Origin of the sequence: Amycolatopsis sp. NPDC050768 (assembly GCF_040654155.1) — a bacterium.
Lineage (GTDB): Bacteria > Actinomycetota > Actinomycetes > Mycobacteriales > Pseudonocardiaceae > Amycolatopsis.
Genome location: NZ_JBFAHL010000025.1, coordinates 18,004 through 42,027 on the forward strand (window position 1 = coordinate 18,004; position 24,024 = coordinate 42,027).

27 protein-coding genes are annotated in these 24,024 nt (G+C 71.5%); 16 read left to right on the forward strand and 11 right to left on the reverse strand.

Features of this window, described 5'->3' with window-relative positions:
- Positions 1-70 precede the first annotated feature (70 nt).
- Genes AB0H62_RS45155 through AB0H62_RS45175 form a run of 5 tightly spaced genes read left to right on the forward strand, consistent with a single transcriptional unit; the run spans position 71 to position 4,255 of the window.
- Entirely contained in the window at positions 71-823 is a 753-nt protein-coding gene (locus AB0H62_RS45155) for an enoyl-CoA hydratase family protein (RefSeq protein ID WP_220238279.1), read from the forward strand.
- A complete protein-coding gene (locus AB0H62_RS45160) occupies positions 820-1,680 on the forward strand; it encodes a CoA-transferase (RefSeq protein WP_360592351.1) in 861 nt (286 codons plus the stop codon). Before AB0H62_RS45155 ends, AB0H62_RS45160 begins: the two co-directional genes overlap by 4 nt.
- Positions 1,677-2,396 (forward strand): CoA-transferase, encoded by a 720-nt coding sequence (locus tag AB0H62_RS45165; protein ID WP_360592352.1) that lies wholly within the window; start codon positions 1,677-1,679, stop codon positions 2,394-2,396. Before AB0H62_RS45160 ends, AB0H62_RS45165 begins: the two co-directional genes overlap by 4 nt.
- Entirely contained in the window at positions 2,393-3,445 is a 1,053-nt protein-coding gene (locus tag AB0H62_RS45170; RefSeq protein ID WP_360592353.1) for a nitronate monooxygenase, read from the forward strand. The genes AB0H62_RS45165 and AB0H62_RS45170 overlap by 4 nt, the downstream gene beginning before the upstream one ends.
- A 9-nt stretch (positions 3,446-3,454) precedes the next feature.
- Complete coding sequence (locus tag AB0H62_RS45175) at positions 3,455-4,255, forward strand: alpha/beta hydrolase (RefSeq protein WP_220238275.1); 801 nt, start codon at positions 3,455-3,457, stop codon at positions 4,253-4,255.
- 4 nt (positions 4,256-4,259) lie between these two features.
- Here AB0H62_RS45175 and AB0H62_RS45180 read toward each other — a convergent pair whose 3' ends face one another.
- The 3 genes from AB0H62_RS45180 to AB0H62_RS45190 form a co-directional block, all read right to left on the reverse strand.
- Positions 4,260-4,400, reverse strand: coding sequence for a hypothetical protein (locus tag AB0H62_RS45180; RefSeq protein ID WP_360592354.1), 141 nt, complete (start codon positions 4,398-4,400; stop codon positions 4,260-4,262).
- A gap of 7 nt (positions 4,401-4,407) precedes the next feature.
- Positions 4,408-4,986, reverse strand: coding sequence for a VC0807 family protein (locus AB0H62_RS45185; RefSeq protein WP_220238273.1), 579 nt, complete (start codon positions 4,984-4,986; stop codon positions 4,408-4,410).
- Positions 4,987-5,089: 103 nt separating this feature from the next.
- Positions 5,090-6,256 (reverse strand): low temperature requirement protein A, encoded by a 1,167-nt coding sequence (locus AB0H62_RS45190; protein ID WP_360592355.1) that lies wholly within the window; start codon positions 6,254-6,256, stop codon positions 5,090-5,092.
- 81 nt (positions 6,257-6,337) lie between these two features.
- Between AB0H62_RS45190 and AB0H62_RS45195 the strand changes: the two genes are divergently transcribed.
- From AB0H62_RS45195 to AB0H62_RS45215, 5 genes are all read left to right on the forward strand, one after another.
- The gene (locus AB0H62_RS45195) at positions 6,338-7,468 is read left to right on the forward strand and encodes a sensor histidine kinase (protein WP_360592356.1); all 1,131 of its coding nucleotides are present in this window, start codon (positions 6,338-6,340) and stop codon (positions 7,466-7,468) included.
- Positions 7,453-8,112 carry a response regulator transcription factor gene (locus tag AB0H62_RS45200; protein ID WP_266118359.1) on the forward strand — a complete coding sequence of 220 codons (660 nt, stop codon included), beginning with the start codon at positions 7,453-7,455 and terminating at the stop codon, positions 8,110-8,112. Before AB0H62_RS45195 ends, AB0H62_RS45200 begins: the two co-directional genes overlap by 16 nt.
- Before the next feature lie 20 nt (positions 8,113-8,132).
- The gene (locus AB0H62_RS45205) at positions 8,133-9,110 is read left to right on the forward strand and encodes a squalene cyclase (protein ID WP_220238270.1); all 978 of its coding nucleotides are present in this window, start codon (positions 8,133-8,135) and stop codon (positions 9,108-9,110) included.
- Entirely contained in the window at positions 9,107-9,682 is a 576-nt protein-coding gene (locus AB0H62_RS45210) for a hypothetical protein (protein WP_220238269.1), read from the forward strand. Before AB0H62_RS45205 ends, AB0H62_RS45210 begins: the two co-directional genes overlap by 4 nt.
- 94 nt (positions 9,683-9,776) lie before the next feature.
- Entirely contained in the window at positions 9,777-11,165 is a 1,389-nt protein-coding gene (locus tag AB0H62_RS45215) for a S8 family serine peptidase (RefSeq protein WP_220238268.1), read from the forward strand.
- Positions 11,166-11,495: 330 nt separating this feature from the next.
- Here AB0H62_RS45215 and AB0H62_RS45220 read toward each other — a convergent pair whose 3' ends face one another.
- From AB0H62_RS45220 to AB0H62_RS45235, 4 genes are read right to left on the reverse strand one after another with little or no spacing between them, the layout of a single operon-like run.
- Positions 11,496-12,698: an amidohydrolase family protein gene (locus tag AB0H62_RS45220; RefSeq protein WP_360592357.1), complete on the reverse strand. Its 1,203-nt coding sequence runs from the start codon at positions 12,696-12,698 to the stop codon at positions 11,496-11,498.
- The gene (locus AB0H62_RS45225; protein WP_360592358.1) at positions 12,695-14,128 is read right to left on the reverse strand and encodes a sodium:solute symporter family protein; all 1,434 of its coding nucleotides are present in this window, start codon (positions 14,126-14,128) and stop codon (positions 12,695-12,697) included. The genes AB0H62_RS45220 and AB0H62_RS45225 overlap by 4 nt, the downstream gene beginning before the upstream one ends.
- Positions 14,128-14,328, reverse strand: a complete 201-nt coding sequence (locus AB0H62_RS45230) for a hypothetical protein (RefSeq protein WP_220238265.1) — start codon at positions 14,326-14,328, stop codon at positions 14,128-14,130. The genes AB0H62_RS45225 and AB0H62_RS45230 overlap by 1 nt, the downstream gene beginning before the upstream one ends.
- A gap of 4 nt (positions 14,329-14,332) precedes the next feature.
- Positions 14,333-15,532: a M20 family metallopeptidase gene (locus tag AB0H62_RS45235; protein ID WP_220238264.1), complete on the reverse strand. Its 1,200-nt coding sequence runs from the start codon at positions 15,530-15,532 to the stop codon at positions 14,333-14,335.
- A gap of 121 nt (positions 15,533-15,653) precedes the next feature.
- Here AB0H62_RS45235 and AB0H62_RS45240 point away from each other — a divergent pair, with 121 nt between their 5' ends.
- Entirely contained in the window at positions 15,654-16,667 is a 1,014-nt protein-coding gene (locus AB0H62_RS45240; protein ID WP_220238263.1) for an Lrp/AsnC ligand binding domain-containing protein, read from the forward strand.
- 128 nt (positions 16,668-16,795) lie between these two features.
- On the opposite strand, the gene AB0H62_RS45245 is transcribed toward AB0H62_RS45240, so the two are convergent.
- The 4 genes from AB0H62_RS45245 to AB0H62_RS45260 form a co-directional block, all read right to left on the reverse strand.
- Entirely contained in the window at positions 16,796-16,975 is a 180-nt protein-coding gene (locus AB0H62_RS45245; RefSeq protein WP_360592359.1) for a hypothetical protein, read from the reverse strand.
- A 311-nt stretch (positions 16,976-17,286) separates the two neighbouring features.
- Entirely contained in the window at positions 17,287-18,777 is a 1,491-nt protein-coding gene (locus tag AB0H62_RS45250) for a DUF1996 domain-containing protein (RefSeq protein WP_220238261.1), read from the reverse strand.
- 241 nt (positions 18,778-19,018) lie between these two features.
- Positions 19,019-19,768: a zf-HC2 domain-containing protein gene (locus AB0H62_RS45255; RefSeq protein WP_360592360.1), complete on the reverse strand. Its 750-nt coding sequence runs from the start codon at positions 19,766-19,768 to the stop codon at positions 19,019-19,021.
- A gap of 7 nt (positions 19,769-19,775) precedes the next feature.
- Positions 19,776-20,309 carry a sigma-70 family RNA polymerase sigma factor gene (locus tag AB0H62_RS45260; protein ID WP_360592414.1) on the reverse strand — a complete coding sequence of 178 codons (534 nt, stop codon included), beginning with the start codon at positions 20,307-20,309 and terminating at the stop codon, positions 19,776-19,778.
- 397 nt (positions 20,310-20,706) lie between these two features.
- Here AB0H62_RS45260 and AB0H62_RS45265 point away from each other — a divergent pair, with 397 nt between their 5' ends.
- Genes AB0H62_RS45265 through AB0H62_RS45285 form a run of 5 tightly spaced genes read left to right on the forward strand, consistent with a single transcriptional unit; the run spans position 20,707 to position 23,993 of the window.
- A complete protein-coding gene (locus AB0H62_RS45265; RefSeq protein WP_360592361.1) occupies positions 20,707-21,132 on the forward strand; it encodes a hypothetical protein in 426 nt (141 codons plus the stop codon).
- Entirely contained in the window at positions 21,116-21,853 is a 738-nt protein-coding gene (locus tag AB0H62_RS45270) for a DUF4142 domain-containing protein (RefSeq protein WP_220238258.1), read from the forward strand. The genes AB0H62_RS45265 and AB0H62_RS45270 overlap by 17 nt, the downstream gene beginning before the upstream one ends.
- Positions 21,846-22,454 carry a ferric reductase-like transmembrane domain-containing protein gene (locus AB0H62_RS45275; RefSeq protein ID WP_220238257.1) on the forward strand — a complete coding sequence of 203 codons (609 nt, stop codon included), beginning with the start codon at positions 21,846-21,848 and terminating at the stop codon, positions 22,452-22,454. The genes AB0H62_RS45270 and AB0H62_RS45275 overlap by 8 nt, the downstream gene beginning before the upstream one ends.
- Positions 22,451-22,675 carry a ferredoxin gene (locus AB0H62_RS45280; RefSeq protein ID WP_220238256.1) on the forward strand — a complete coding sequence of 75 codons (225 nt, stop codon included), beginning with the start codon at positions 22,451-22,453 and terminating at the stop codon, positions 22,673-22,675. The genes AB0H62_RS45275 and AB0H62_RS45280 overlap by 4 nt, the downstream gene beginning before the upstream one ends.
- Positions 22,668-23,993, forward strand: a complete 1,326-nt coding sequence (locus AB0H62_RS45285) for an NAD(P)/FAD-dependent oxidoreductase (RefSeq protein ID WP_360592362.1) — start codon at positions 22,668-22,670, stop codon at positions 23,991-23,993. Before AB0H62_RS45280 ends, AB0H62_RS45285 begins: the two co-directional genes overlap by 8 nt.
- Positions 23,994-24,024 lie beyond the last annotated feature (31 nt).

Consider the following 24,024-nt stretch of genomic DNA (forward strand, 5'->3'; position numbering starts at 1 on the left):
CCCGCCGCGTCGCCGTTGCCGTGCTAACGTACCAAGCAAGTGCTAGGTTTGTAACCCGTCAGAGGTGACCATGACCGTGTCCACGCACTCCCCGGAGCCCGGCGTCGCCGTGGTGACGGTGGCCGCTCCGCCGGTCAACGCGCTCACCGCGGACGGCTGGTTCGCCCTCGCCGAAGCCGTCACGAACGCGGGCCGCGACCCCGAAACCCACGTCGTGGTGCTGCGCGCCGAGGGCCGCGGCTTCAACGCCGGCGTCGACATCAAGGAGATCCAGCACGACCCCGGTCACACCGCACTCATCGGCGCGAACGAGGGCTGCGCCGCCGCCTTCTCCGCCGTGTACGACTGCGCGGTCCCGGTGATCGCGGCCGTGCAAGGGTTCTGCCTCGGCGGCGGGGTCGGGCTGGCCGGCAACGCCGACGTCGTCGTGGCCAGCGAAGACGCCGAGTTCGGCCTGCCCGAGGTCGACCGCGGCGCGCTCGGTGCGGCCACACACCTCGCGCGGCTCGTCCCGCAGCACCTCATGCGCGCGCTGTATTACACAGCCGAAACGATCTCCGCGAAGCAGCTTCACCACCACGGTTCCGTGTACGCGGTCGTACCCCGCGAAGAGCTCGACGCGACAGCCCTGGCCCTCGCGCGCAGGATCGCCGCGAAGGACACCCGCGTGATCCGCGCGGCCAAACAAGCGATCAACGGCATCGACGTGCAGCCCGTGCACCGCAGCTACCGCTTCGAGCAGGGCTTCACTTTCCAGCTCAACCTCGCCGGCGTGTCCGGCGCCGCCCGGCAGCAGTTCCTCGACGGAGGGGTGAAGCCTTGAGCGACAAGCGGATGACAGCCGACGAGGTGGTCGCCGAGCTGCGCGACGGCATGACCGTCGGCCTCGGCGGCTGGGGTTCGCGGCGCAAGCCGATGGCCTTCGTCCGCGCGATTCTGCGCTCCCCGCTGAAGGACCTCACCGTCGTCTCCTACGGCGGCCCGGACGTCGGCCTCCTCGCCGCCGCGGGCAAGATCCGCCGGCTGGTCTTCGGGTTCGTCACGCTCGACTCGATCCCGTACGACCCGTGGTTCACCCGCGCCCGCGAAGCCGGCGCGTTCGAGGTCACGGAGTACGACGAGGGCGTGCTCGGCACCGGCCTATCGGCCGCGGCCCAACGGCTTCCGTTCCTCCCGACCCGCGCCGGCCTCGGCTCCGACGTCGTGACGCTGAACCCGCACCTGCGCACGATCCGCTCCCCCTACGCCGACGGCGAGGAGTTCCTGGCCGTCCCCGCGCTCAAGCTCGACGCGGCGCTCGTCCACCTCAACCGCGCCGACGCCCGCGGCAACGCCCAGTACCTCGGCCCCGACCCGTACTTCGACGAGCTGTTCGCCCTCGCCGCCGACCGCTGTTACGTCTCCGTCGAACGCGTTGTCCCCACTGCGGAACTGTCCGCCGCGCCCCTGCAGAGCCTGCTGCTCAACCGCGCGAGCGTGCACGGCGTCGTCGAAACCCCGCACGGCGCGCACTTCACCAGCGCCGTGCCCGACTACGGCCGCGACGAGAACTTCCAGCGCCACTACGCGGCCTCGGCCAAGGACACGGGCAGGTGGCCGAGTTTCGCGGACCGGTTCCTGTCGGGCGACGAAGCCCGATACCAACGCGAAGTGGCCCGCTTCGCCGAGGAGGCGGCATGACCGACGTGACGCGCGCCGAGTACGCCGTGATCGCGTGCGCCGAGCTGTTCCGCGGCGACGGCGAGATCGTGGTCAGCCCCATGGGTTTCGTCCCGGCGTTGGGTGCGGAACTCGCCCGGCTGACGTTCGAGCCTGATCTGCTGCTCACCGACGGCGAGGCGTCCCTCGTGACGGCCGACGGCGTCGTCGAAGGCTGGCAGCCGTTCCGCAAGGTGCTCGACACCGTGGTGCCGCACGGAAAACGGCACGTCGTGATGGGTGCGAACCAAATCGACCGCGAGGGCAACCAGAACATCTCCGCCATCGGCTCGCACGCGAAGCCCGCGAAGCAGCTTCTCGGCGTACGCGGCGGACCCGGCAACACCGTGAACCACCGCACGAGCTACTGGGTGCCACGCCACAGCCGGCGGGTGTTCGTCGACCGCGTGGACGTGGTGTCCGGCGTCGGCTACGCGCGGGCGGCTTCCCTTCCGTACCACGACGTGTACCGCGTGGTGACCAACCTCGGCCTACTCGACTTCGGCGGCGCGGACCACGCGCCGCGGCTGCTTTCCGTGCACCCCGGGGTTTCCGTCGAGGACGCCACCGCGGCGACGTCGTTCCCGCTCGACACCTCCGGCACCGGACAGACCCGCGCACCCGGCGACGACGAACTACGGCTGATCCGAGAAGTCCTGGACCCGAAGTTCCTGCGCGACAAGGAAGTTCCGTCGTGAGAACCGCGCTGACCGACCTCGTCGGCGTCCGCCACCCCGTCGTCCAGACCGGCATGGGCTGGGTCGCGGGCCCCCGGCTCGTGTCCGCGACCGCCGAAGCAGGGGGCCTCGGCATCCTCGCCTCGGCCACCATGACCTACGACGAGCTGGCCGCCGCGATCAAGGAAACCCGGTCCCGCACCGAAAACCCGTTCGGCGTCAACCTCCGCGCCGACGCCGAAGACGCCGCCCGGCGCGTCGATCTGCTGATCACCGAAGGCGTGAAAGTCGCGTCCTTCGCGCTGGCTCCAAGGCGGGAGCTGCTCACCAAGCTCAAGGACCACGGCGTGGTCGTCGTGCCGTCGGTCGGCGCGACACGGCACGCGGAGAAGGTCGCGGCCTGGGGCGCCGACGCCGTCGTCGTGCAGGGCGGCGAAGGCGGCGGGCACACCGGCGGCGTCGCCACGACGCTGCTACTGCCCGCTGTGCTCGACGCCGTCGACATCCCCGTGGTCGCCGCGGGCGGTTTCTTCGACGGCCGGGGCCTGGCGGCCGCGCTCGCCTACGGCGCGGCAGGGATCGCGATGGGCACCCGGTTCCTGCTCACGCGCGAAAGCACGGTGCCCGACGCGGTGAAGCAGCTGTACCTGGACCACGACCTCGCCGGCACCGTCGTCACGCGCAAGGTCGACGGCGTCGCGCACCGCGTCCTGCGCACCGAACTCGTCGACGCGCTGGAGAAGTCCGGTCCGCTCGCCGGGTTCGCGCGCGCCGCCGGGAACGCCGCCCGGTTCCGCCGGTCGAGCGGGCTTTCGTGGGCCGCGCTCGTGCGCGAGGGCCTGCGGCTGCGCACAAGCGGGCGAACGCGGGCGCAAGTGCTGATGGCCGCCAACACGCCGATGCTGCTGCGCGCGGGCCTCGTCGACGGCGACCCGGCGGCCGGTGTGCTGGCGTCCGGGCAGGTCGTCGGGCTGCTGCACGACCTGCCGTCGGTGGCGGACCTGATCGGGGGAATCGTGGCCGACGCGGAGGCGATCCTGCGCCGCCTCGGCGACGGCGGTTGTGCTTGACTTCAAGGCATGATCTCGGAAAGCCGCTGCCCGGTCGCGGAGGGCGAGCTCGCCGTCCGCATCGGTGGCGAGGGCCCGATGCTGCTGCTCATCCCCGGGGGCACCGGCGGCGCGGACTCGCTGCGCGCGCTCGTCAAGCAACTGCAGACGGACCACACCGTGGTCACCTACGACCGGCGCGGCCACTTCGCCAGCACCGACACCACCACGGGCCCGGTGCCGGTTTCGCTGCATTCGGACGACGCGCTCGCCGTGCTCGACCATGTCGGCGCCGGCCCGGTCCCTGTGTTCGGCACCAGCGCCGGCGCGCAGATCGGCCTCGACCTCGTGGGGCGCCACCCCGACCGGGTTTCCGTGCTCGTCGCGCACGAACCGCCCGCGGTGCAGCTGATGCCCGACGCCACGGGCTGGCTCGAGGCCGCGAACGACCAGATCCGGCTGGCCCGTTCGGGTGATCTGATGGGCGCCGTCACGCGCTTCTCCGACGGCATCGCTGGCGCGGCGCTGCCCGATCTGCCCAATCTTCGTCTGCCGCACGAGGCCGACTGGCTGCGCCTGTTCGACCGCGAGCTCGCCGAGTTCTTCGACTACCTGCCGGACCTGCGCGCCCTGCGCCGCGCGAGCACCGAGATCGTTCCCGTCGCCGGCGAAGCCAGCCGCGGCCGCTACCACTACCAGCCGGCGAAGATCCTGGCGCTCGAGCTGGGCCTGCCGTTCGTCGAGGTCCCCGGCGCGCACCTGGCGCCGCAACGCAACGCGCCGAAGTTCGCGGCCGCCCTGCGCGAGCTGCTCGCGTCGGCGCAGGCCTGACCGCTCACCACGTCACGGGCAGCTCGGCGAACGCCGTGTGCCCGACGTCGGCGCGCAACCGCGGGTCGTCGGCCGGCACGGCGAGGCGCAGGTCCGGCTCGAGCCGTGGGTCGGCGAAGAGCCGCTTGACCTCCGCACGACCCACGGCTCACTCACGCCGCACGCAGCCGGTTGCGGTAGACGAACATTGCCAGCAAGCCGGCGCCGATCACGGCCCAGCCGACGGGCTTGCCCACGGCCAGGAACGTCGTGGTCGGCAGGGAGATCGCCAGCACCAGCAGCACCGCCGCGTGGAGGGCGAGGACCCCGCCGAGCAGAGCCGTCATCACGGTGATCCCCCTGCGCTGAGCCGGTGCGGGCGTGGGGCGGCCCGTGAACCGGAGACCCAGGAGCAGCAAGGGCTTCCCGACCACCGCCGAGCCGATCAGCACGATCCCCACCGGCCCGGTCAGCACGGCGTCCTGCAGCTTCAGCACGAGCTCGTTGCCGCCCGTGAGCCCCAGGACCACGAGCATCACCACGAACCCCGCGATCGCCACCACCCCGACCGGATCCAGCCGCCGCCGGACGGCGAACTCGCCGACCGTGACGAGCAGCGGGATGGCCGCGGAGATCGCCAGCGCCACCACCTCGCTCGCCACGACAGGCTTCAGCACCACGTACACCACCAGCGGCAGCGCGATGTTCAGCACCAGGCTCGGCAGCAGCCGGCGCAGCAGTTCGGGTTTCACGAGCAGGTCCTCCCCTTCGGTGATTCGGACCTGCTCAGCGTGGCTTTCGGCGCCCCCTCACCGCGTCGGCTCCAGGGTGGGAAATCCTTCTCCACCCACGGGTCTACGCGGCCGCCGGCTCCGCGGAACGGCGTCGCAGCAGGCCCGCGCCCGCGGCCACGACCAGCAGCCACAGGAACACCCCCGGGGCCAGCGTCTGACCCGCCAGTCCCAGCGTCAGCGGGATCGCCAGGCCCGGGATCACCGTCACCACGGCCCACTGGACCCCGCGGCCCGCCGCCAGCCCGGCGAGGGAGCCGATCACCGCGAACGCCGCGATGCTGCCGCACAGGAGCCAGCGCGTGGACGTGGGGAGATGGCCCTCGGAGACCGACTCGACGGCGTCGCCCAGCGCCCCCGCGAACGCGGCCAGCAAGCCGGCCACCAGGCAGTGCAGGGGCAGCAACAGGCGCGGCCCGAGAGCGTCGGCGGCCAGGTACGGAATGCCACCGAAGCCCTGGTTGAGCGAGGTTCCCCAGAGGGTCGCGAGCAGGGCCAGCGCGGCGATCACCGTCAGGAACACGCGGGAGTGGTTCCATTCGGGGATTGCGGCCATCGCGTCGGTGACGTTGAGGACGCCTTCGCCGAGCACGATGATCGTGAACAGGCCCAGCCGTTCGCCGAAGTGCACGGTGTCGAGGCGGGCGAGCGTCGGGCGCGGGCGGGGGCCGTCGCGGTGCGCGAGCTTCCCGGTGATGTTGGCGACGAGCCGGTCGCCGGAAACCGCGAACGTGATCACCAGGTCGAGCGCCAGCCCCAGCGCCCACAGCCCGTAGCGCCACGGCGAGTCGACCCAGAGCGAGGCCACCCACGGCACCACGCCGAACCCCAGCTGAGCCACCGGCCAGTCGACGATCACGCGCACACCGCCGCGGCGGCTCTCCCACACGCGGTCGGCCAGGGCGCGCACGGCGATGTAGGCGATGGCGAACACCTTCGCGTGCTCGCCGTGGATGCCCTCCACGGACGCGGCCATGAACGCGAGCCCGGCCATCGCCAGCAGCACGGGCATCGTGCGGGCGGCGCCCTTCGCGACGTTGCCGTAGACGGTGAAGCACATCCACGCCGTCCAGAAAGCCAGGAAGCACACCACATACAGTCCGACGTCGCCCCAGGACGTGCTGCCGTGCACCAGGTGCGCCAGCTGCGCGACCCCGGCCACAGCCACCAGGTCGAAGAACAGTTCGAGCCAGGAGGCGTGCCGCTCCTCGCTCTTCTCGATCGTGGTCATGGCCGACAGTATGGCCGCGGCCCGCGGATCTACACCCGAGGGTTGACGACTCCCGCGTACACCGCCGATATCGTCGGCCGGGTGTCCGACGCACACGTGAACAGCGCCGACCACCGCGTCCAGCGGCTGGTCTCGGTGCTCATCCTGGTGCTGCTCACGTGGCTCGCGGCGAAGTCCGAACCACGCCCCGCGCTGCACGGCCAGGGGCTCGGGGTGCTGCTCGGCCTGCTCGGCGTGCTGCTCGGCGGGGCGATGCTGATGTACGGCGTGCAGCAGTGGCGGCTGCCGGTGCCGGTCGAGATCGGCTTGTTCCTCCTCGTGCTGGCCAGCTCCGTGACGCTGGTGTGGCTCGAGCCCAACGGCACGGGGTTCTTCGGCGGGTTCCTGCTGGCGGCCACGGCGTCGGCGCGGCTGACTCCGCGCAGGGGCGGGATCGTCGCCGGCCTGGTCGTGGCGACGCTCGTGGCGGCGAGCCTGTTCGGCGCGCGCCACGAGGCCGTTCCGACGCTGCTGAGCGCGTTCGGCGTGCTGGCGTTCTACCGCCTGGGCGTCTACATGCGGAAGCTGCGTGAACGCACGGAGGAGCTCGAACAGACCCGCGCGGCCCAGGTCCGGGCGGCGGCGCTGGCCGAGCGGCAGCGGCTCGCGCGAGAGATGCACGACGTGCTCGCCCACTCGCTGTCCGGTCTGCTGCTGCACCTCGAAGGAGCCCGGCTGCTGTCCGTCCACAGTGGAGCGGACCCGCGGCTGACCGACACCGTGGAACGCGCCCACCAGCTCGCGCAGAGCGGGCTCGCCGAGGCGCGCCAGGCGATCGGCGCGCTGCGCGGCGAGGACCTGCCGGGCCCGGAGCGGCTGCCGGTGCTGGCGGCGGAGTTCGAACGCGACACCGGGATCCCGTGCGAGGTCACCGTGAGCGGGCAGGCGCCGGAGCTGGCCGCGCAGACGCGGCTGACGCTGTACCGGGTGGCGCAGGAGGCGCTGACCAACGTCCGCAAGCACGCCGACGCCGAGCGCGTGGACCTGCGGCTGAGCTACGAACCGGGCGGCACGCTGCTGACCGTCGAGGATCTCGGCAGCCCGGGTGCGGCACCCGGCGACCACGGTTACGGCGTGAGCGGCATGCGCGAGCGCGCCGAGCTGCTGGGCGGGCAGCTCGAGGCCGCGCCGACCGGCACGGGGTTCCGGGTGAGCCTGTGGGCACCGGCGTGATCCGCGTGCTGGTGGCCGACGACCAGCGCGTGGTGCGCGACGGCCTGTCGATGCTGCTCGGGCTGCTCCCGGGCGTCGAGGTCGTCGGCACGGCGGCCGACGGCGACCAGGCAGCCGAGCTGGCCGGGCAGCTGAAGCCGGACGTCGTGCTGATGGACCTGCGCATGCCGCGCTGCGACGGCATCGAGGCCACGCGCCGCATCCGCGCCCGCGACCACGACGTGCAGGTCGTCGCGCTCACCACGTACGCCGACGACAAGTCCGTGCTCGACGCGTTGCAGGCCGGCGCCCGCGGCTACCTCACGAAAGACGCCGGGGCCGACGACATCCGCCGCGCCCTGGGCCAGGTGACGCGCGGCGCGGCCGTGATCGACCCCGCGGTGCAGCACCACCTCGTGGACGCGCTCACGGCCGGCGCGCCCCGCCCGCCGTCCGCCGAAGCGCCCGACGGCCTGACGCCACGCGAGGTGGACGTGCTGACGTTGATCGCCGACGGCCTGTCCAACACCGAGATCGCGCACCGGCTCTTCGTGGCCGAAGCCACGGTGAAGAGCCACATCAACCGCATCCTCGGCAAGATCGGCGCACGTGATCGGGCGCAGGCCGTCGGATACGCCTACCGCCACGGGCTGACTTCGGGCTGAGGCCGCCGTAGAGTCGGCCCATGGCTGAGGTGCTTCCGTGGCTGCTCGACTCCGACCCGGCGCTGCGCTGGCAGGTCGAACGCGACCTCGCGGGCTCGCCACCGGAGGTCTGGGAGGCGACGCGCGCCCGCGTCGCCACGGAGGGGTTCGGCGCGCGGCTGCTCGCCCTGCAGGACCCGGACGGCCAGTGGGCCGGCGGCGCGTTCTTCCCCGCCGAGTTCCAGGGCTCGCCGGAAGACGGCCAGCCGTGGACCGCGACCACGTGGTCGCTCAACTCGCTGCGCGACTGGGGCCTCGACGCGTCGGTGCTCAACGGCACGGCCGAACTGCTGGCGCGCAACAGCCGGTGGGAGTACGAGAACCTGCCGTACTGGGACGGCGAGGTCGACGTCTGCATCAACTCGTGGACGCTGTCCAACGGCCTGTGGCTGGGCGCCGACGTCCACGGCATCGCTAGGTGGTTCATGGAGCACCGGTTGGTCGACGGCGGCTGGAACTGCCTCTGGGTCGAGGGAGCCGAGCGCTCGTCCGTCCACTCGACCCTCAACGCGCTGAAGGCCTTGCTGGACTACGAGAAAGCCGGCGGTCCGGTGGGCTCTGTCGACGACGCGCGCCGCGGCGGCGAGGAGTACCTGTTGTCCCGCAGCCTGTTCCGGCGGCTGTCGACGGGTGAGCCGATCGCGCCGTGGGTCCGGCACTTCGGCTACCCGTTCCGCTGGTTCTACAACCTCCTCAACGCGGCGGACTACTTCCGCGCCGCCGCGCTGTTCGACGGCACCGCCCCGGATCCGCGGATGGCCGAAGCCGTCGAGATCATCCGCACGGAACGGCAGCCCGACGGAACATGGCTGCAGGCCCGGCGTCATCCTGGTGAAGTCTGGTTCGAGATCGACGTGCCGGGCGGGGAACCGTCGAAGTGGCTGACCTTTCATGCGATGCGGGTGCTGGATTGGTGGGACTGTCGCGACCGGACGGACGCGCGCACACTGACTCGATGAGACACTCCTTCCTCACCGAACCTCCCCCGGGCCTCGCCGTCGAAGCGGTGTACGGCGAGGACCTCGGTTCCGACGGGTACGTCAACAACCTCACGCGCGTGTGGGCCTGGCGGCCCGATGTGCTCGTCGCGTTCAGCGAACTGCGCGCGACACTCATGGGTTCCTCGGGCCTGTCCGCGCGGGAGGCGGCGGTGCTGGTGGCCGCCACTGCGGCCGCGCGCGGCGACTCCTACTGCGCACTCGCGTGGGGCGCCCGGCTGGCGAGCCTGACCGACGACGCCACCGCGGCGGCCGTGCTGCGCGGCGAGCCGGCGCAGGTGTCCGAACGGGAGTCGGCGCTCGCGGGGTGGGCCCGAAAAGTCCTCGGCGACCCGAATGCGACGACTGCCGAGGACGTGGCCGCGCTGCGCGCCGCCGGTCTGGACGACCGCGAGATCTTCGAGGCCACCACGTGGATCGCGCTGCGGCTGGCGTTCGCGACGGTCAACGACGCCCTCGGCGCGGCTCCGGACCCCGAGCTGCGCGCGAAAGTCCCCGCCGCGGTTCGGGCGGCGGTCACGTTCGGCCGGTGACTGTTCACTCGTGCGGGTGCGAGGACGCGTCCGCCCCTGCCGCGCCCGGCTCGGCGGTGTAGGCCTGAGGAGGTCGCCGCCGAGGGGAGTGAGCATGAAGCTGGGTCGGGCGCTCGTACTGGCCGTTGTCGTCGCTGTTCCGCTCGCCGCACCTGCCACAGCCACGCCGCCGGACGCCGCCACGGCCCAGGTCGCGCAGGCGGTGCGCGCGGGCACGCTGGGCCAGGACCACGGCGTCGCCGACTCGTGCACCGGGGTCGTACAGGGGCACCAGGTGGATCTCGGCTGCCTGACGAACGTCGTCACGCGCGACAAGGCGTCGGCCGATCCCCTCACCACCCCCGCGCCGGCCGGGTTCTCGCCCGCCGATCTGGCGCGCGCCTACCACCTGCCGGACGCGAAGACCGGCGAACGCGGCATGGTGACGATCGTCGGCATCGGCGCGTACCCGACGCTGGAGGCCGACCTCACGACCTACCGCGGCCAGTTCGGCCTGCCCGAGTGCACCACGGCCGACGGCTGCCTCAAGATCACCGACTACCACGGCGGGCCGGCGCTCAAGCCCGTCGACGGGCTCGGCGAGATCGAGGAGGCCTACGCCACCGAGACCGCGCTCGACGTCGACCTCGCCTCCGCCGCGTGCCCGATGTGCCGCATCACCATGGTCCAGATCCCGATGGACGTCGGGCGCCTGCTCAACGCCGTGCTGCTGCAGCTGCCCGGCCAGCTCGCCGACGACTTCGGCACCGCCGTGAGCTACGCGGCGAGCCTGCGTTCGAGCGCCGTGAGCATGAGCTACGGCGTGCCCACCGGACTGCAGGGCGACTACCTCGGCGCCGGCGCGCCCGCCGTGGCGCTGCACCACCCGGGCATGGCAGTGGTCGCCGCGTCCGGCGACAAGGGTTATCTCGGCGGGCCGCAGCTGTGGCCGCAAGAACTGCCGTGGGTCACGTCGGTCGGCGGCACGTCGCTGAGCGGCTCCGGCGGCTCGTTCGTGCAGAAGGCCTGGGGCAGCCTGTTCACCCCACACGGCGAGCAGCAGCGCTGGGTCGGCGCCGGCAGCGGCTGCGCCCTCGACCTCGGTCCCGCGCAAGGCCAGCCGGCCGCCATCGCCGCCAACTGCTCGGGCCACCGCGCGGGCTCCGACGTCTCCGCGGTCGCCGACCCGCTCACCGGCGTCGCCGTCTACCGCTCCTACGCGCCCAACGGCGGCAAAGCCGGCTGGCTCATCGTCGGCGGCACCAGCGCCGCCTCGCCCTTCGTCGCCGGCCTCTACGCCCGCGGCGGTCGGCTGTCCGGTGTGGACGGTCCGAACACCTTGTACAGCGCCCCTCCCGGCACGATCGCCGACGTCTCCTCCGGCTCCAACGCCCAGCACGGCCCCGCCGACTGCGCGCAGTTCAAGCCCGTCGTCTGCTCCGCCGGCCTCGGCTGGGACGGCCCGACCGGTCTGGGCGTCCCGGTGGGACTCGGCGCGTTCTAGCCGGACGAGATGAGGAGGCACCGCTCGACGGCGAACCCGTCGAGCATCGGCAAGAGGGCGGCTTTCGTTGTGGTGCCCCGATTCGCGAGCATCCGCGGATGATCAGCCCTGATCCCCGGCACCCAGCGCGGCTGACAGCGGTGGCCGCGCCTGTGCAGAGAGCTCGCAGTCCTCGGCGATGGCGCCGGAGAACCGGCAGCAGCAGATTTCCTGGGCGGTGATTTGGGCGCCCGGGCGCACTTCGGGACTCTGCTCATGCCCATCAGCCGAGCATGCCGGCGACGACACCGCGGTGCCTCGGCCCCGGACGAGCCGAAGCACCGCGAAGCGTCACACCGCCCGCACGCCGTCCTGCCAGACCTCGCGGACGTTGGCCGCCAGGTCGGCGAAGTCGTACGGATCCCCGGCCACCACCACGATGTCCGCGCGATGACCGGGAGCGAGCCGGCCCAGCTCGCCCTCCATGCCGAGCAACCGGGCGGCCGACGACGTGGTCGCCACGAGCACGTCGGCCGGGCTCATACCGCACGAGCGCATCAGCTCCAGCTCCTCCAGGTTCGTCCCGTGGGGACCCACCCCGCTGTCCGTCCCCATCGCGATCCGCACGCCCGCGGCGACCGCCCGGCGCACCGAGTCGGCGTGGACCTCCGCGACCTCCTTGGCCTTCTGCACCACGGCGTCCGGCAGCGAAGCACCCGCCGCGGCCGCGCGGATGACGTTGACCGGCGCCACCAGCGTCGGCACAAGCCAGGTGCCGCGGGCCAGCATGAGCTCGATGGCCTCGTCGTCGAGGTAGATGCCGTGCTCGATGGAGCGGATGCCGGCGCGCACGGCGTTCTTGATGCCCTCCGCGCCCTGAGCGTGGGCCATCACGGCGCGGCCCTGCATCTGGGCCTCGGTGACGAGGACGTCGAGCTCCTCCAGTGTGAACTGCGAGTGCCGCGGGTCGTCGCGGGGTGACAGGACGCCGCCGGTGGTGCAGACCTTCAGCACGTCCGCGCCGGCGCGCAGCAACGTCCGCGCGACGCGGCGCATCTCGTCCGGGCCGTCGGCCGTCGCGTCGGGGCGGCCGGGGTGGGGCAGCGACAGCGGAAGGCAGTGGCCCGAGGGCATCCAGCCGTCGCCGTGGCCGCCGGTGGGGCTGATCAGGCCGATGGCGATCTGCAGCCGCGGCCCGGGGATCAGCCCGTCGGCCACGGCCTGCTTGATGCCGAGGTCGGCGCCGGCCGCGTCGCGCACGGTCGTGATGCCGAGCTTGAGCGTGGTCCAGAGGTTGCGGGCGGCCTCGTAGAACTGGTACGAGAACGGCTTCTGCACGCGCGGCAGCAACCCGAGGTCCGACACCGTCACGTGCACGTGGCAGTCGAACAAACCGGGCAACAGCGTCGCGCCGGTGCAGTCGACCGAACGGTCGCCGTCGAGGCCGGTGCCGAGCTCGACGATCCGGCCGTCTTCCACCACGACGTCGGCCGGAGCGGGGGCGCTGCCGGTGCCGTCGAACACCGAGCCGCCGCTGAACACCGTGCGGGTCATACCGGTTCTCCTGTCTTCACGGGAACACCGGGCCGCGTCACGGCCCGCTCGATGCCGGTGGCCACGGCGAGCACCACGACGTTGGCCGCGAGCCCGATCAGGCCGACGTTCACGGTGCCCGCGAACTCCGTGTCGAAGAAGGTCAGCCAGATGACCACGATCTCGCCGGCGATCAGCCCGGCGAGCACCGGGCCCTTACCGACCGGCACCTTCTTGAGGAAGCCCAGCAGGTTGGCCGGCGCGAGCTGCACCGAGCCGGAGTACGTGAGCAGGAGCAGGTTCGCGAGCAGGTCGGGCCGGAAGATGCCGAGCACCAACGCGAGCGCGCTCGCGAGCACGACCGTGCCGTGGTTGATCCAGAACTGCCTGCGCTCCCCGCGCACCCGCACGATGTTGCGGGCCACCAGCGACGAGATCCCGATGAGGATGCCGGCCGCGGGCACCATCGCGGTGGCCGTGGCCGCCACGACGACCAGCCCCGTGACCCAGCCCGGCAGCGCGTCCTTGCTCAGGGTCAGGAGCACGCCGTTGGGGTCGCTGGTCTTGTCCACCACGAGGATCGCGGCGAAACCGATGATCATCGGCAGCAGCAGGCACAGCTCGTAGATCGGCATCCACGTGTAGTTGCGCCGCAGCACCTTCGGGTCGCGCGCGGCCATCAGCGCGGGCCACGAGTGCGGCAGCGTCATCAGGCCGACGCCGATCGCGCTCACGATCATGCTGGTGATGAACCACGTGTGGTCGTTGCTGCCGGCGTGGATGAACAGCTTCTCCGGGTGCAGCTGCTCGATCTTGTGGAACACGCCCGAGACGCCGCCGGCGAAGTGCGCGGGCACCGCGATGATCAGCACCACGAGGACCACGAGCATGATCGCGTCCTTGAAGTACGACGTCGCCGCCACGCCCCGCAGCCCGGCCCACAGCACGAACGCGACGATCAGCACGCTGCCGAGCACCATGCTCAGGTTGCCCGACGCCGCGTCGCCGGTCACGAGCCGCACGATCAGGCCGAGCCCGGTGATCTGCAGCTGCAGGTAGGGCAGCACGAAGATCACGCCGAGCACGGCCGAGAGCGTGCCGAGGAACTTGCTGGAGAAGCGGTCCTCGAGGAAATCGCCCTGCGTGAGGTACCCGCGGTCCTTGCCCATCCGCCACAGGCGTTTGGCCAGGAAGAACAGGACCACGTAGGCGATCGGCACGTACGGCAGCGCGTACATCGCCGCGACGCCGCCGGAGAAGGCGAGCCCCGCCATGCCGAGGAAGGTGAAGGTGGTGAACACCTCGCCGGCCTGCAGGAACCACATCGTGAGCGCGCCGAACTTGCGGCCGCCGACGGTCCACTCGCTGAGATCCGCCGCGGGCTTGCGCCGCCCGACGAAGCCGAGCACGCCGATGAGGACGATGCCGATGAGCGTGAAGGTCAGGATCATCAGTCGTCACCCGCCCCCGCGCGCGCCATCATGCGCTCGCTCAGCAGCAGGGCCGGGGTGAACATGAGGCACCAGAAAGCGCCCCACACCAGCATCTTCGGCAGGCCGAGCCACAGCCCGGTGGAGTTGACGAACGGCAGGAACGGCATGAGGACCAGCGCGATCACCGGGATGATCGGCGGGAGGTGGTAGCTGCGCATGTGATCACGCTGCCAGGACCGCGAGCTGCCGGCACGCCAGCGCGGCGAGCAGGGTCGCGCCGTCGGCGAGCACCGAGTCGTCGAACGCGGCGCGCGGCGAGTGGTTGTTCGGCGCGCCGACTGGATCGTCCGACCGCGACGCGCCGAGGAACACGAACGCGCCCGGCACCTTCCCGAGCACCCGGGAGAAGTCCTCCGACCCCGTCATCGGATCTTCCAGCAGCTCGAACCGTTCCTCGCCGAAGACCTCACGCACCGTGCCGGCGATGAACTCGTGGCCGGAGTCGTGGTTCACCAGCACGGGGTACTCGGCGTCATAGGTGATCTCGACGTCCAGGCCGTGCGCGGCGGCGATGCCCTCGCACACGCGCACGACCTGCGCGCGGATGCGCTCGCGCACCTCCGGGTCGAACGAGCGCACGGTCGCCTCGAACACGGCGTCGTCCGGGATCACGTTGCGCCGCGTGCCGGCGTGGAAGCTGCCGACGGTGAGCACCACCGGCTCGAACGCGCCGAACGCCCGGGTCATGCGCGTCTGGAGAGCGGTGACCATCTCGCACGCGGCCGGGATGGGGTCACGCGAAGCCTCCGGCGCCGAACCGTGGCCGCCGGCGCCGACCACGCGCACCTTCACCGCGTCGGACGCGGCCATGAGCGGCCCGGGCCGGCAGGTGAACAGGCCCCGCGCGTGGCGCGAAGACGAAACGTGCAGCCCGTAGGCGGCGTCGACCTGGCGGCCGGACGCGGTGAGCACGCCCTCGTCGATCATGTAGCTCGCGCCGTCGCAGCCTTCTTCGCCGGGCTGGAACATGAACACGACGTCGCCGGCCAGCTGGTCGCGGCGGCAGACGAGCAGCTGCGCGGCGCCGACGAGCCCGGCCGTGTGCAGGTCGTGGCCGCAGGCGTGCATGGCGCCGTCGATCTCGGAGGAGAACTCCTCGCCGGAGGCTTCCGTGACGGGCAGCGCGTCCATGTCGCCGCGCAGCAGCACGGTGCCGCCGGGTCCGCCGCCACCGCGCAGCACGGCGGTCACCGACGACAGGTCGCGGCCGAGGCTGATCTCGAGGCCGAGGCCGTCGAGGGCCTGGAGCACCTTTTCCTGGGTGCGGGGCAGGTCGAGACCGATCTCGGGGGTTCGGTGCAGCGATCGGCGGAGCGCGATGAGGTCGGGGCGGAGCGCTGTGGCGTCGGAGCGCAAGGACATGGGTCTCCCTCGCTGGAACATCGACATATGCTGGCCCGAAGATGATGCGAGTGTGGAACGCTCCTGCCGGCCGGATCGCAGGAATCCGCCAAATCGGCGCCGCGCGGACGAAGGATCGGCCATGTTGAGCGAGAGCGACCTCAAACTCCTCGACGCGCTGCAGACCCGGCCGCGCGCAACGTGGGCCGTACTGGGCCAGGCGCTGGGCATCGGGGCGGTGACGGCCGCGCGGCGTTGGGAGGCGCTGGTGGCGCGCGGGCAGGCCTGGCTCACCGCGTACCCGGGCGGCGAGCTGGTGGCGCAGCTGGCGCTGGCGTTCGTGGAGATCGACTGCGCGCCGGGTTCGGCTTTGGCGGTGGCCCAGCGCCTCGCGGCCGACCCGCACGTGGCGACGGTGGAGTACCTGGCCGGGCACTGCGACCTGCACATCCACCTGGTGGCGCCAACGCTGCGCGCGATCTCCGACTACGTGCTGCACCGGCTGTCGGCGCTGCCGGGCGTCACGGCGACGCGCACGGTGGTGTCGCCGCGCTTGTTCACCGAGGGCAGCCGGTGGCGCGTCCGCGCGATCTCACCGGGCGAGCGGGAGGCTCTGGTGTCGCCCTCGGCGCGGACGTCCGGACCTTTGCGCTTCGGCGAGCTGGACCGGGCACTGATCCTGGCGCTCGGGGAGGACGCCCGGGCGTCGGCCGCTTCGCTGGCGGTGGAGCTGGGCGTGGGCGCGAGCACCGTCCGGCGCCGTCTCGACGCCCTGCTGGCCCGCGGCGCCGTCCGGCTGCGCTGCGAGATCGCGCGGCCCTTGTCCCCCGCGCCCGTCACGGCGATGCTCTGGCTGCGCGTTCCGCCCGACAAGCTAGAGACGACCGCGCGCTCGCTCGCGATGCTGCCGGAGGTACGCATGTGCGCCGCCCTCAGCGGGGCGGCGAACCTGATGCTGGTGGTGTGGCTGGGTTCCCAGCACGACCTGCTGCCGCTGGAGGGTTCGCTCGCGGCCAAGCTGCCGTGGCTGGAGATCGTCGACCGCGCCGTGACACTGCGCGGGATCAAGCTCATGGGCCACCTGCTCGACGACGAGGGCCTCGCCGCCGGCCACCTCCCCCTGGACTTCTGGTCCGCGGTGACGAAAAACCCTTGACCGGTCCGGCGGGTGCGGGGGGATGTGGGAGGGAAGCGCCCGCCGGACCGGTAAGGAACCCGACCCGGCGAGTGGGGGGTGGGTGAAGGAGAGGGAACCTCGCCGAATCGGAGCTTTTTGGGGAGGGGTCAGCCGGTTTCCGATGTGGACACCTGCGACACCGGCAACACACCGGAGAACCGCCCGGAACCTGCTGCCCTTCCGCTGCCCTCACGCCACGGCAGCTCGGCAGCGGTGTCGCGCACCGCGCCGGCCGGATCCTCGCGACCGTCGCGGTCGAAATCCTCGGCGTGGTAAGGGAAATTCATGACTGCTCCTGGATGTTTCCGTGTTCCGTCAACGCCAAGGGTGCTCGCTCAGAAACCGAGCGAGGCACCACACCGCGCCGCCGGTCCGGGCGGCGGAAGCGCAGCACCCGGGTTCCCACCCAATGCCGACCCCGTCGGGCCGTGAACTCCGCGTGGCTCGGGGAGATCCGCATCGAAACTCCTTTTCCAGTCTGGTCGGGTCTGCATCGGCCGGCGCCACGGGTGCCGTGAGGGGGTGTGGCGCCGGGCGGGGGCGGCCCGGGTCCCAGCGGTGCCCGAGCGAGGCACCGCACCGGGCCGCCGGTCCCGGGTCATTCCTTGCAGCGCTTGCCCGTGTTGATGCAGGAGACCACGCGGTTCATCTGGGACTGCGTCATGACGTTGGCGAAGTCGTCGTGATCCGAGCGGGGGTTGTGCTTCTCCTCGGGGAACGCGTCCACTTTGTACTGGCCCTTGACCTGCACGTCGTGTGGGATGTTGTAGACCAGGGTGATCTTCAGCTGCGGCACGGCCTTGAAGCCGCGCTTGCAGTTGCCGTTCGCGTCGGAGAAGACGATGTGGGTGCGGTGGTTGGCGCTGTCGATGTTCTTGCCGTCCCAGCAGTTCGGGAAGGCGTGGATGCGCTCGACCTTGCTGCCGTCGGGGCAGATCGGGTAGTGGTCGGTCAGCCGGTCCTCGAAGCCGGAGCATGTCCAGCTCGCGCGGGCGTTGGCGGGACCGTTGGCGCCTTCCTTCGCGTCACCGTAGAGCACACGCAGGAACCGCGGCATCGCCACGACCTTGCGAGCGCCACCGCTGCCGAAGGACAGCGTCGCGGACACCACGCGCTGGATTTCGCCGTCGTTGCCGGCGACCTCGTTCTCGCCGTTCACGCCCGGGAGCTCAGCGGCCGCGCCGTTGTCCTGCTTCTGCTTCTGGTCACTGGCGCTCTCGCCGGCGTCCGGATCGCTGTTGGCGCCGCCGTTGTCGAGGCCCGTGCTGTCGGAGTCCTGCACGGCGCAGCCGGCCAGCGAGTCCGAGTCTTCCGGCTTCGCGCCCTGCGCGGACATCGTGTCCGAGATCTTCTTCAGCGACGCGGACCGCTTGCCCTTCAACGACTTCAGCACCGCATCGGCGTCCTGCCCGGCCTCGACCTGCTTGTCGGCCTGGTCGACCTGCGAGTCCATCGCGTCGAGCTCGGTGTTGACCGCGTCCATGGCCGCGTCGGGCACATCGGGCAGCTCGCTCGCCACGTCGGGGCACTCGACCTGCGGCTCGGCGGCGTCCTTGGCCGCGTCGGCGCGGTCCGCGGCCACGTCGTCACCCTCGGCCGGGGCGGCGGCTTCCGAAGACGCCGGGGCTTCCTCCTCCTCGTCGTCGGTGTCGATGCGGACCACCGGCCAGTAGTAGGTGGACTTGTCGCCGTTTTTGCACGTCGTGCCGGCGCGGGCGAGGCTGCGGTTGGTCGAGTCGGCGTTCGTGGAAAGGTTGCCGACGTAGTCGTGCAGGTGCTGGGCGCCGTTGCGCACACCCGGCTGCGCGATGAAGTTGTCGGGGTTGAAGTGGCCGTTCTCGTTGCGTCCACAGTCGACGGTGAACGTGCCGCGCGCGCCGCGGTTCTGCGTCCGGCTCACGTTCGAGCCCTTCGGGACCTTGGTGATGTCCAGGAAGAACGACTTGTCGGCCGGGTCGGCGCCGGCGCGGTCGGGCTGGCCGGACGTCGCGTTCACGGCCAGCGCGCCGACCGCGAGGGCCAGGCCGAGCGCACCGGTGACGATCGTGACGCGCTTCGCCGACCGGTGACGGGGATGGTTCCTGGTCATGGTGCTGTGCTCACCTCGTTCGATCCTCCGGGCGCGCCGAACTACGGCCGCGGCCCGGGTGTGAACTACTTGGAGTCGAGACGCTCGGCAGCTCGGATGCGGGGGAATCCGGTGCCGGCACTGGGGAATACGGACGGGAAGGCGAAGTGGTTCAAAAAGAAATCGCCGCGTTATCCGCACGTGATCGGCAGGTCAGCCCCGAAAATCCATAAAGGACAGAGTATTTCCCCAGCGGGGAGGGTCAGCGGTCGACGACCACGAGCAGCGTGCCGTCGTCGGCCCGGACCTCGAATCGCGTGATCTGGCCGGCAGGCAGCGACGTGCCGCCCGTCACCTTCAGCGGGCCCGGCGAGCCGGGGATCCCGTAGCCCTTCGCGGGCACGGACCAGCCCGTGACCGTGCGGATGTCTCCGGCTGAGGAGATGGCGAGCAGCTGGTAGTTCATCGGTCCCGCGACCCCGCTCAGCTCGAGGTCCACGGAACTGCCCCACTCGCGCGGCGTCACGGACACGCGCGCTGTCACGGCCGAAGCGCCCTGACCAGACGACGTGCCACCACCGGGCGCGGACAGCGAGGAAGACGGCGCCGGCGGGACCGAAGTCGGCGCTGCCAGACTCACGGTGGGACCCGCGGCGTCGGCTGGGCGCACCGCGAGCGTCACGAGCGGACCCGCCACCACGAGCGCGGCCGCGGCCGCCGCGGCGACGAGCCCGATGCGCCGGCGCCGCTTGCGCTTCACCGTCGCCTCGGCCATCAGCGCGCGCAGCACGCGAGGGCCGGGCGCCAGCGTGCGCCCCGGCGTGACCGGTACCGGCGGCTCCGGCCAGTTCTTCTTCACGAGGTCGAGCACGTCGGGCAGCTGGTGAAGCTCGACGAGGTCGAGCTGGCAATGCGGGCAGTCGAGCAGGTGTTCCTCGAACCGCGTGTTGTCGGCTTCACTGAGCACGCCGAGCACGTACGCGGCGAGGTCGGTGTGCGGGGGCCCGGGCACGGTCACCTCACCCCCGCTCGCGCATGGCCTTCCGCAGGGCGCGGACGGCGTGGTGGATTCGCGATTTGACGGTGCCGGGCGGCACCCCCAGGGTGGCGGCGACCTCGTTCACGGTCCGGTCGGCCAGGTACGTCTGCTGCACCGCCTCCCGGTGCTCGGGCGAAAGCCCTTGCAGCGCCTCGTAGAGGATCATGGCCGCCACCGTCTTGTCCGACTCGTCGGACACGAACACGGAGTCGGACTCGATCTCCTCGAGCTCCTGCGGACGGACACTGCGGCTGCGCCAGCCGTCGATGACGATGCGCCGAGCGACGGTGAACAGCCACGCGCGCAGCATCGCCGGCCTCCGGTCGAGCTTGTCGGCGTTGCGCCAAGCCTTGATCAACGTCTCCTGCACCACGTCCTCCGCCCACTGCCGGTCGTGACCGGTCAGGCGCAGCGCGAAGCCCATCAAGGCTCCGCCGAACTCTTGGTACAACGCTTTGGCCAGGTCGTCATGAACTCCGGGGGTTTCGGTTTCATGATCGTCCGTCGGGCTCAGCGTTCGATTGTGCCGTCCCACGCGGGACATCTTTGTGGCAACGACGCCATTTCGTCCAGTACCAAAATCACAGGCTTTGGTCACGAAAGTTTTTTGAACCGTGTCGAACCTGTGTCCGTATCCCCCGTCGAAGACCCCGACAACGCGCCGTTCCCCCCGCGACGCACCGCATTCACCCTGGGCTTACTGTCCACAGTGGATCAATTGCGCCCTTTTCCCGTCGTTCCCCCGCGACGGCGCGCAGTTCCGCCCCCTGGAGGAAGCCGTGAACCGCTTGTTCCGCACAGCGGCACCCCCCGCTGTGTGCCTGGCCGCATTCACAGTATTGACCGCATGTCAGTCCGGAACCGCTCCCGGTGGCTATCTCCCGAGCCCCGCGGGCCCGATGAGCATGCCGATGCAGATGCCGGCCGACCAGACCGACCCGGCGAAAGCCGAGCTGCGGGCCGCCCGCGCGTTCGACCTCGGAGACGTTGTCGTGGACGGTAGCGGTTTCGCCGTCTACCGCTACGACCGCGACAGCGCGAAGCCCTCGCGTTCGCGCTGCACCGACGAGTGCGCCGAGAAGTGGCTGCCTGTGCGTGCCAGTGGTGATGTGAAACTCACCGGCATCGACCGTGATCTCGTGGGCAGCGTCACTCGCCCCGACGGCACGGATCAGGTCACTCTCGCCGGCTGGCCGCTCTACCGCTACACCGGCGACGAGATGCCGGGGCAGACCGCCGGGCAGGGCACCGGCCGCGCGTGGTTCCCGCTGACGCCCGAGGGCGGCAAGATCGAGACCACCACCGATACCTGGCGGGCCGATGCGTTCCGGATCTGATCGCCTCCGCAAGGCCCTGCGTCTCGTGCTTGTCGTGTTCGCCGCGCTCGTGATGGTGCCGGCCCCCGCGTCGGCCCAGACGAGCGTCGACGCCGGGGACCAGCTGCTGCTCGTGAAGGTGCGCCAAGCCGGGCTGTGGGAGATGCCGGCCGGCACGTGGGCCGAAACCCGCGGCGCGGACCCGAAGGTGCGCGAAGTCGGCGCGGCGATCATGGTCGACCACGGCCGGCTCGACGTGCTCACCCGCCAGCTCGCCGCGAAGCTCGGCGTCGTGCTGCCCGCCGAGCCGTCGGCCCAGCAGATGGGCTGGCTCGACCAACTGCAGAAGGCCCCCACCCCGCAGGACTTCGACCGCCTCTTCGCCAACCTGCTGCGCGCGGCCCACGGCCAGGTGTTCTCCGTGATCGCCCAGGTCCGCGCCGGCACCCGCAACCCCGAGATCCGCGCGTACGCGACCGTCGCGAACCAGGCCGTGCTGCGGCACATGACGCTGCTGGAGAGCACCGGTTACGTGGACTTCTCCGCGCTGCCGTCGAGCGCGGTGGCCGATTCCGCGGCGCCCGCCGGCAGCGCGCTCGACCTCCGGACCTCCGACGTGCTCACCGCCGCACTGCTCTTCGTGCTGGTCGGCGGCGCGACGCTGCTCGGAGTCCGCTACGCGAAGTCGGGCCGCCTGCGCGGCGGCCGGCTCCGTCCGAACTCAGGAGAAACCCATGGTTGACACCGTCCACGAGGCGGTGACCACCCTCGCTCAGCAGTCCACCGATCCGGCCGCACGCGGCATCGCGGCGCTCTCGGCGAGGCTGTCCTACGCGTTCATGTGCCTCACGCTGTGCTGGGGCGTGCTCACCGCCACGGGCTGGGTGCGCTCGGTCACTGGTCGCAAGGCGCTGCGCAGCGGCCACCTGACGCTGTCGACGCTCGCGCTCGCGTTCGGCTGTCTCCACGCACTGGGGTTCCTCTACCTCACCGTGAACCCGTTCTCGCTGGCCTACATCACGGTCCCGTTCATGCCGGGGACGCTCGCGCGCCACACGTTCGGCATCGTCGGGCTGGAGCTGATGCTGGCCATCGCGCTCACCACCTGCGTGCAGCGCTGGACGTCGTACCGGCGTTGGCTTTGGCTGCACCGGCTGGCGTACCCGGCCGTCGCGCTTACCGCGCTGCACGCGTTCCTGGGCGCGATCGCCAACGGTCACCTCGCCGCGATGTGGCTCGTCGGCATCACCCTGCTCGTCCCCCCGGTCACGCTGGCGCTGCTGCGGTTCCTGCCGCCGCGGACGCTCGAGCGGATCGGGCTCGTCGAGGAGCAGGTGGCGTGAAACTCCCCGGCAGCGGGCCGCGCGTGAGTGTCGACAACGACCGGTGCGAGCTCTACGGAATCTGTGCGATGGAGGCCCCCGGCCTCTTCGACCTCGGCCGGGACGGGCGCCTGCGCTTCCGCAAGCGCCTGCTCGAGCCCGAAGACATGACCCAAGCGATCGCCGCGGCCCGGGTGTGCCCGATGCAGGCGGTCGTGCTGAGAGGGGAACTTGATGGCTGACGGCGACCGGATCGTCATCGTCGGCGCAGGTGTCGCCGGCCTGCGCGCGGCGGAACGACTGCGTGAGCTCGGCTTCGACGGCGAGATCGTGGTGGTGGGCGACGAGGCCCGCCGCCCGTACCACCGGCCGATGATCTCGAAGCAGCTCGTGATGGGAGCGGCGCGACCGCCGGACACCACGCTGCGTGCCTACGGCGACCTCGACGTCCACTGGCGCCTCGGCACGCGCGCGACGCACCTCGACACCGTCGAGCGCGTCGTGCACCTGCCCGGCGGTGAATCGCTTTGGTACGACGGGCTCGTGCTGGCCACCGGCGTCGTGCCGCGGCACCTGCCCGGCTCGCCGCGCCACGACCCGCGCGTGCGGGTGCTGCGCACGATCGACGACGCGCTGGCCGTACGGCACTGCCTGCACGCGAGCAACAAGCCGGCCGTGGTGATCGGCGGCGGCCTGATCGGCAACGAGTTCGCCGCGAGCATGCGCCACCTCGGCCGCGACGTCACGCTCGTCGGCCACGCGAAGGCGCCGCTGCACCGCTTCGGCAGCCGGATCTCCGACGCGGTGGTGAAGCTGCACAAGGAGCACCGGACGAAGCTGGCGATGGGCTCGGAGGTGCGGCACTGGATCAGCACCGACGACACCGTCGGGCTGCACCTGACGAACAACAAGCTGCTCGTGGCCAGCTGCGTGGTGCTCGCGATCGGCAGCGTCCCCGCGGTCGACTACCTGCGCGGCTCAGGGCTCGACGTCGAGGACGGTGTCCTGTGCGAGCCGACGCTGTTCGCCGAGGGCGCCGACGACGTGGTGGTGGCGGGTGACCTCGCGCGCTGGCCCAACCTGCGCTTCGACGAGGTGCCGCGCCGCGTCGAGCACTGGATCAACGCCGTGGAGTCGTCGCGCGCGGCCGCGGAGAACCTGATCGCGGGCCGGTCGGCGGCCACGCCGTTCGCGCCGCTGCCGCGGGCGTGGTCGACGCTCTACGACGTACGGCTGCAGATGGCGGGCATGCCCTCGCTCGGCGAGGACACCGTGTCGCTCGCCGACGGCATCACCGGGTTCATCCGCGCGGGGCAGCTCGTGGGCATCACGGCGTGGGACAAGCCGCGCGCGATGCTCGACTGGACAGCCGAGCTCGACCGGCGGCTGCCGGTGCCGGAGTACACGCCGTCCTTGGCCGCACCCGAGCCCGTCGAGACCTGGCCCGACGAGCAGTTCGACACCGATGAGCGGTTCTACCCCGACGAGAGGTTTGACACCCAGGAGTTCTACGCGCAGTTCGCCGACGAGTTCGACGCCGCGGAGGACTTCGCTCGGTGAGAGCCGGGGGTGGCCGCGCGCGGCGGCCGCC

Bases quoted from the DNA above. Each gene is read 5' to 3' on its own strand.
- AB0H62_RS45265 (WP_360592361.1), top strand. From the start codon at position 20,707: ATGCAGATGCCGGCCGACCAGACCGACCCGGCGAAAGCCGAGCTGCGG.
- AB0H62_RS45285 (WP_360592362.1), top strand. From the start codon at position 22,668: ATGGCTGACGGCGACCGGATCGTCATCGTCGGCGCAGGTGTCGCCGGC.
- AB0H62_RS45210 (WP_220238269.1), top strand. From the start codon at position 9,107: ATGAGACACTCCTTCCTCACCGAACCTCCCCCGGGCCTCGCCGTCGAA.
- AB0H62_RS45205 (WP_220238270.1), top strand. From the start codon at position 8,133: ATGGCTGAGGTGCTTCCGTGGCTGCTCGACTCCGACCCGGCGCTGCGC.
- AB0H62_RS45225 (WP_360592358.1), bottom strand. From the start codon at position 14,128: ATGATCCTGACCTTCACGCTCATCGGCATCGTCCTCATCGGCGTGCTC.
- AB0H62_RS45190 (WP_360592355.1), bottom strand. From the start codon at position 6,256: ATGACCACGATCGAGAAGAGCGAGGAGCGGCACGCCTCCTGGCTCGAA.
- AB0H62_RS45275 (WP_220238257.1), top strand. From the start codon at position 21,846: ATGGTTGACACCGTCCACGAGGCGGTGACCACCCTCGCTCAGCAGTCC.
- AB0H62_RS45230 (WP_220238265.1), bottom strand. From the start codon at position 14,328: ATGCGCAGCTACCACCTCCCGCCGATCATCCCGGTGATCGCGCTGGTC.
- AB0H62_RS45235 (WP_220238264.1), bottom strand. From the start codon at position 15,532: ATGTCCTTGCGCTCCGACGCCACAGCGCTCCGCCCCGACCTCATCGCG.
- AB0H62_RS45220 (WP_360592357.1), bottom strand. From the start codon at position 12,698: ATGACCCGCACGGTGTTCAGCGGCGGCTCGGTGTTCGACGGCACCGGC.
- AB0H62_RS45250 (WP_220238261.1), bottom strand. From the start codon at position 18,777: ATGACCAGGAACCATCCCCGTCACCGGTCGGCGAAGCGCGTCACGATC.
- AB0H62_RS45215 (WP_220238268.1), top strand. From the start codon at position 9,777: ATGAAGCTGGGTCGGGCGCTCGTACTGGCCGTTGTCGTCGCTGTTCCG.
- AB0H62_RS45270 (WP_220238258.1), top strand. From the start codon at position 21,116: ATGCGTTCCGGATCTGATCGCCTCCGCAAGGCCCTGCGTCTCGTGCTT.
- AB0H62_RS45240 (WP_220238263.1), top strand. From the start codon at position 15,654: ATGTTGAGCGAGAGCGACCTCAAACTCCTCGACGCGCTGCAGACCCGG.
- AB0H62_RS45165 (WP_360592352.1), top strand. From the start codon at position 1,677: ATGACCGACGTGACGCGCGCCGAGTACGCCGTGATCGCGTGCGCCGAG.
- AB0H62_RS45245 (WP_360592359.1), bottom strand. From the start codon at position 16,975: ATGAATTTCCCTTACCACGCCGAGGATTTCGACCGCGACGGTCGCGAG.
- AB0H62_RS45175 (WP_220238275.1), top strand. From the start codon at position 3,455: ATGATCTCGGAAAGCCGCTGCCCGGTCGCGGAGGGCGAGCTCGCCGTC.
- AB0H62_RS45155 (WP_220238279.1), top strand. From the start codon at position 71: ATGACCGTGTCCACGCACTCCCCGGAGCCCGGCGTCGCCGTGGTGACG.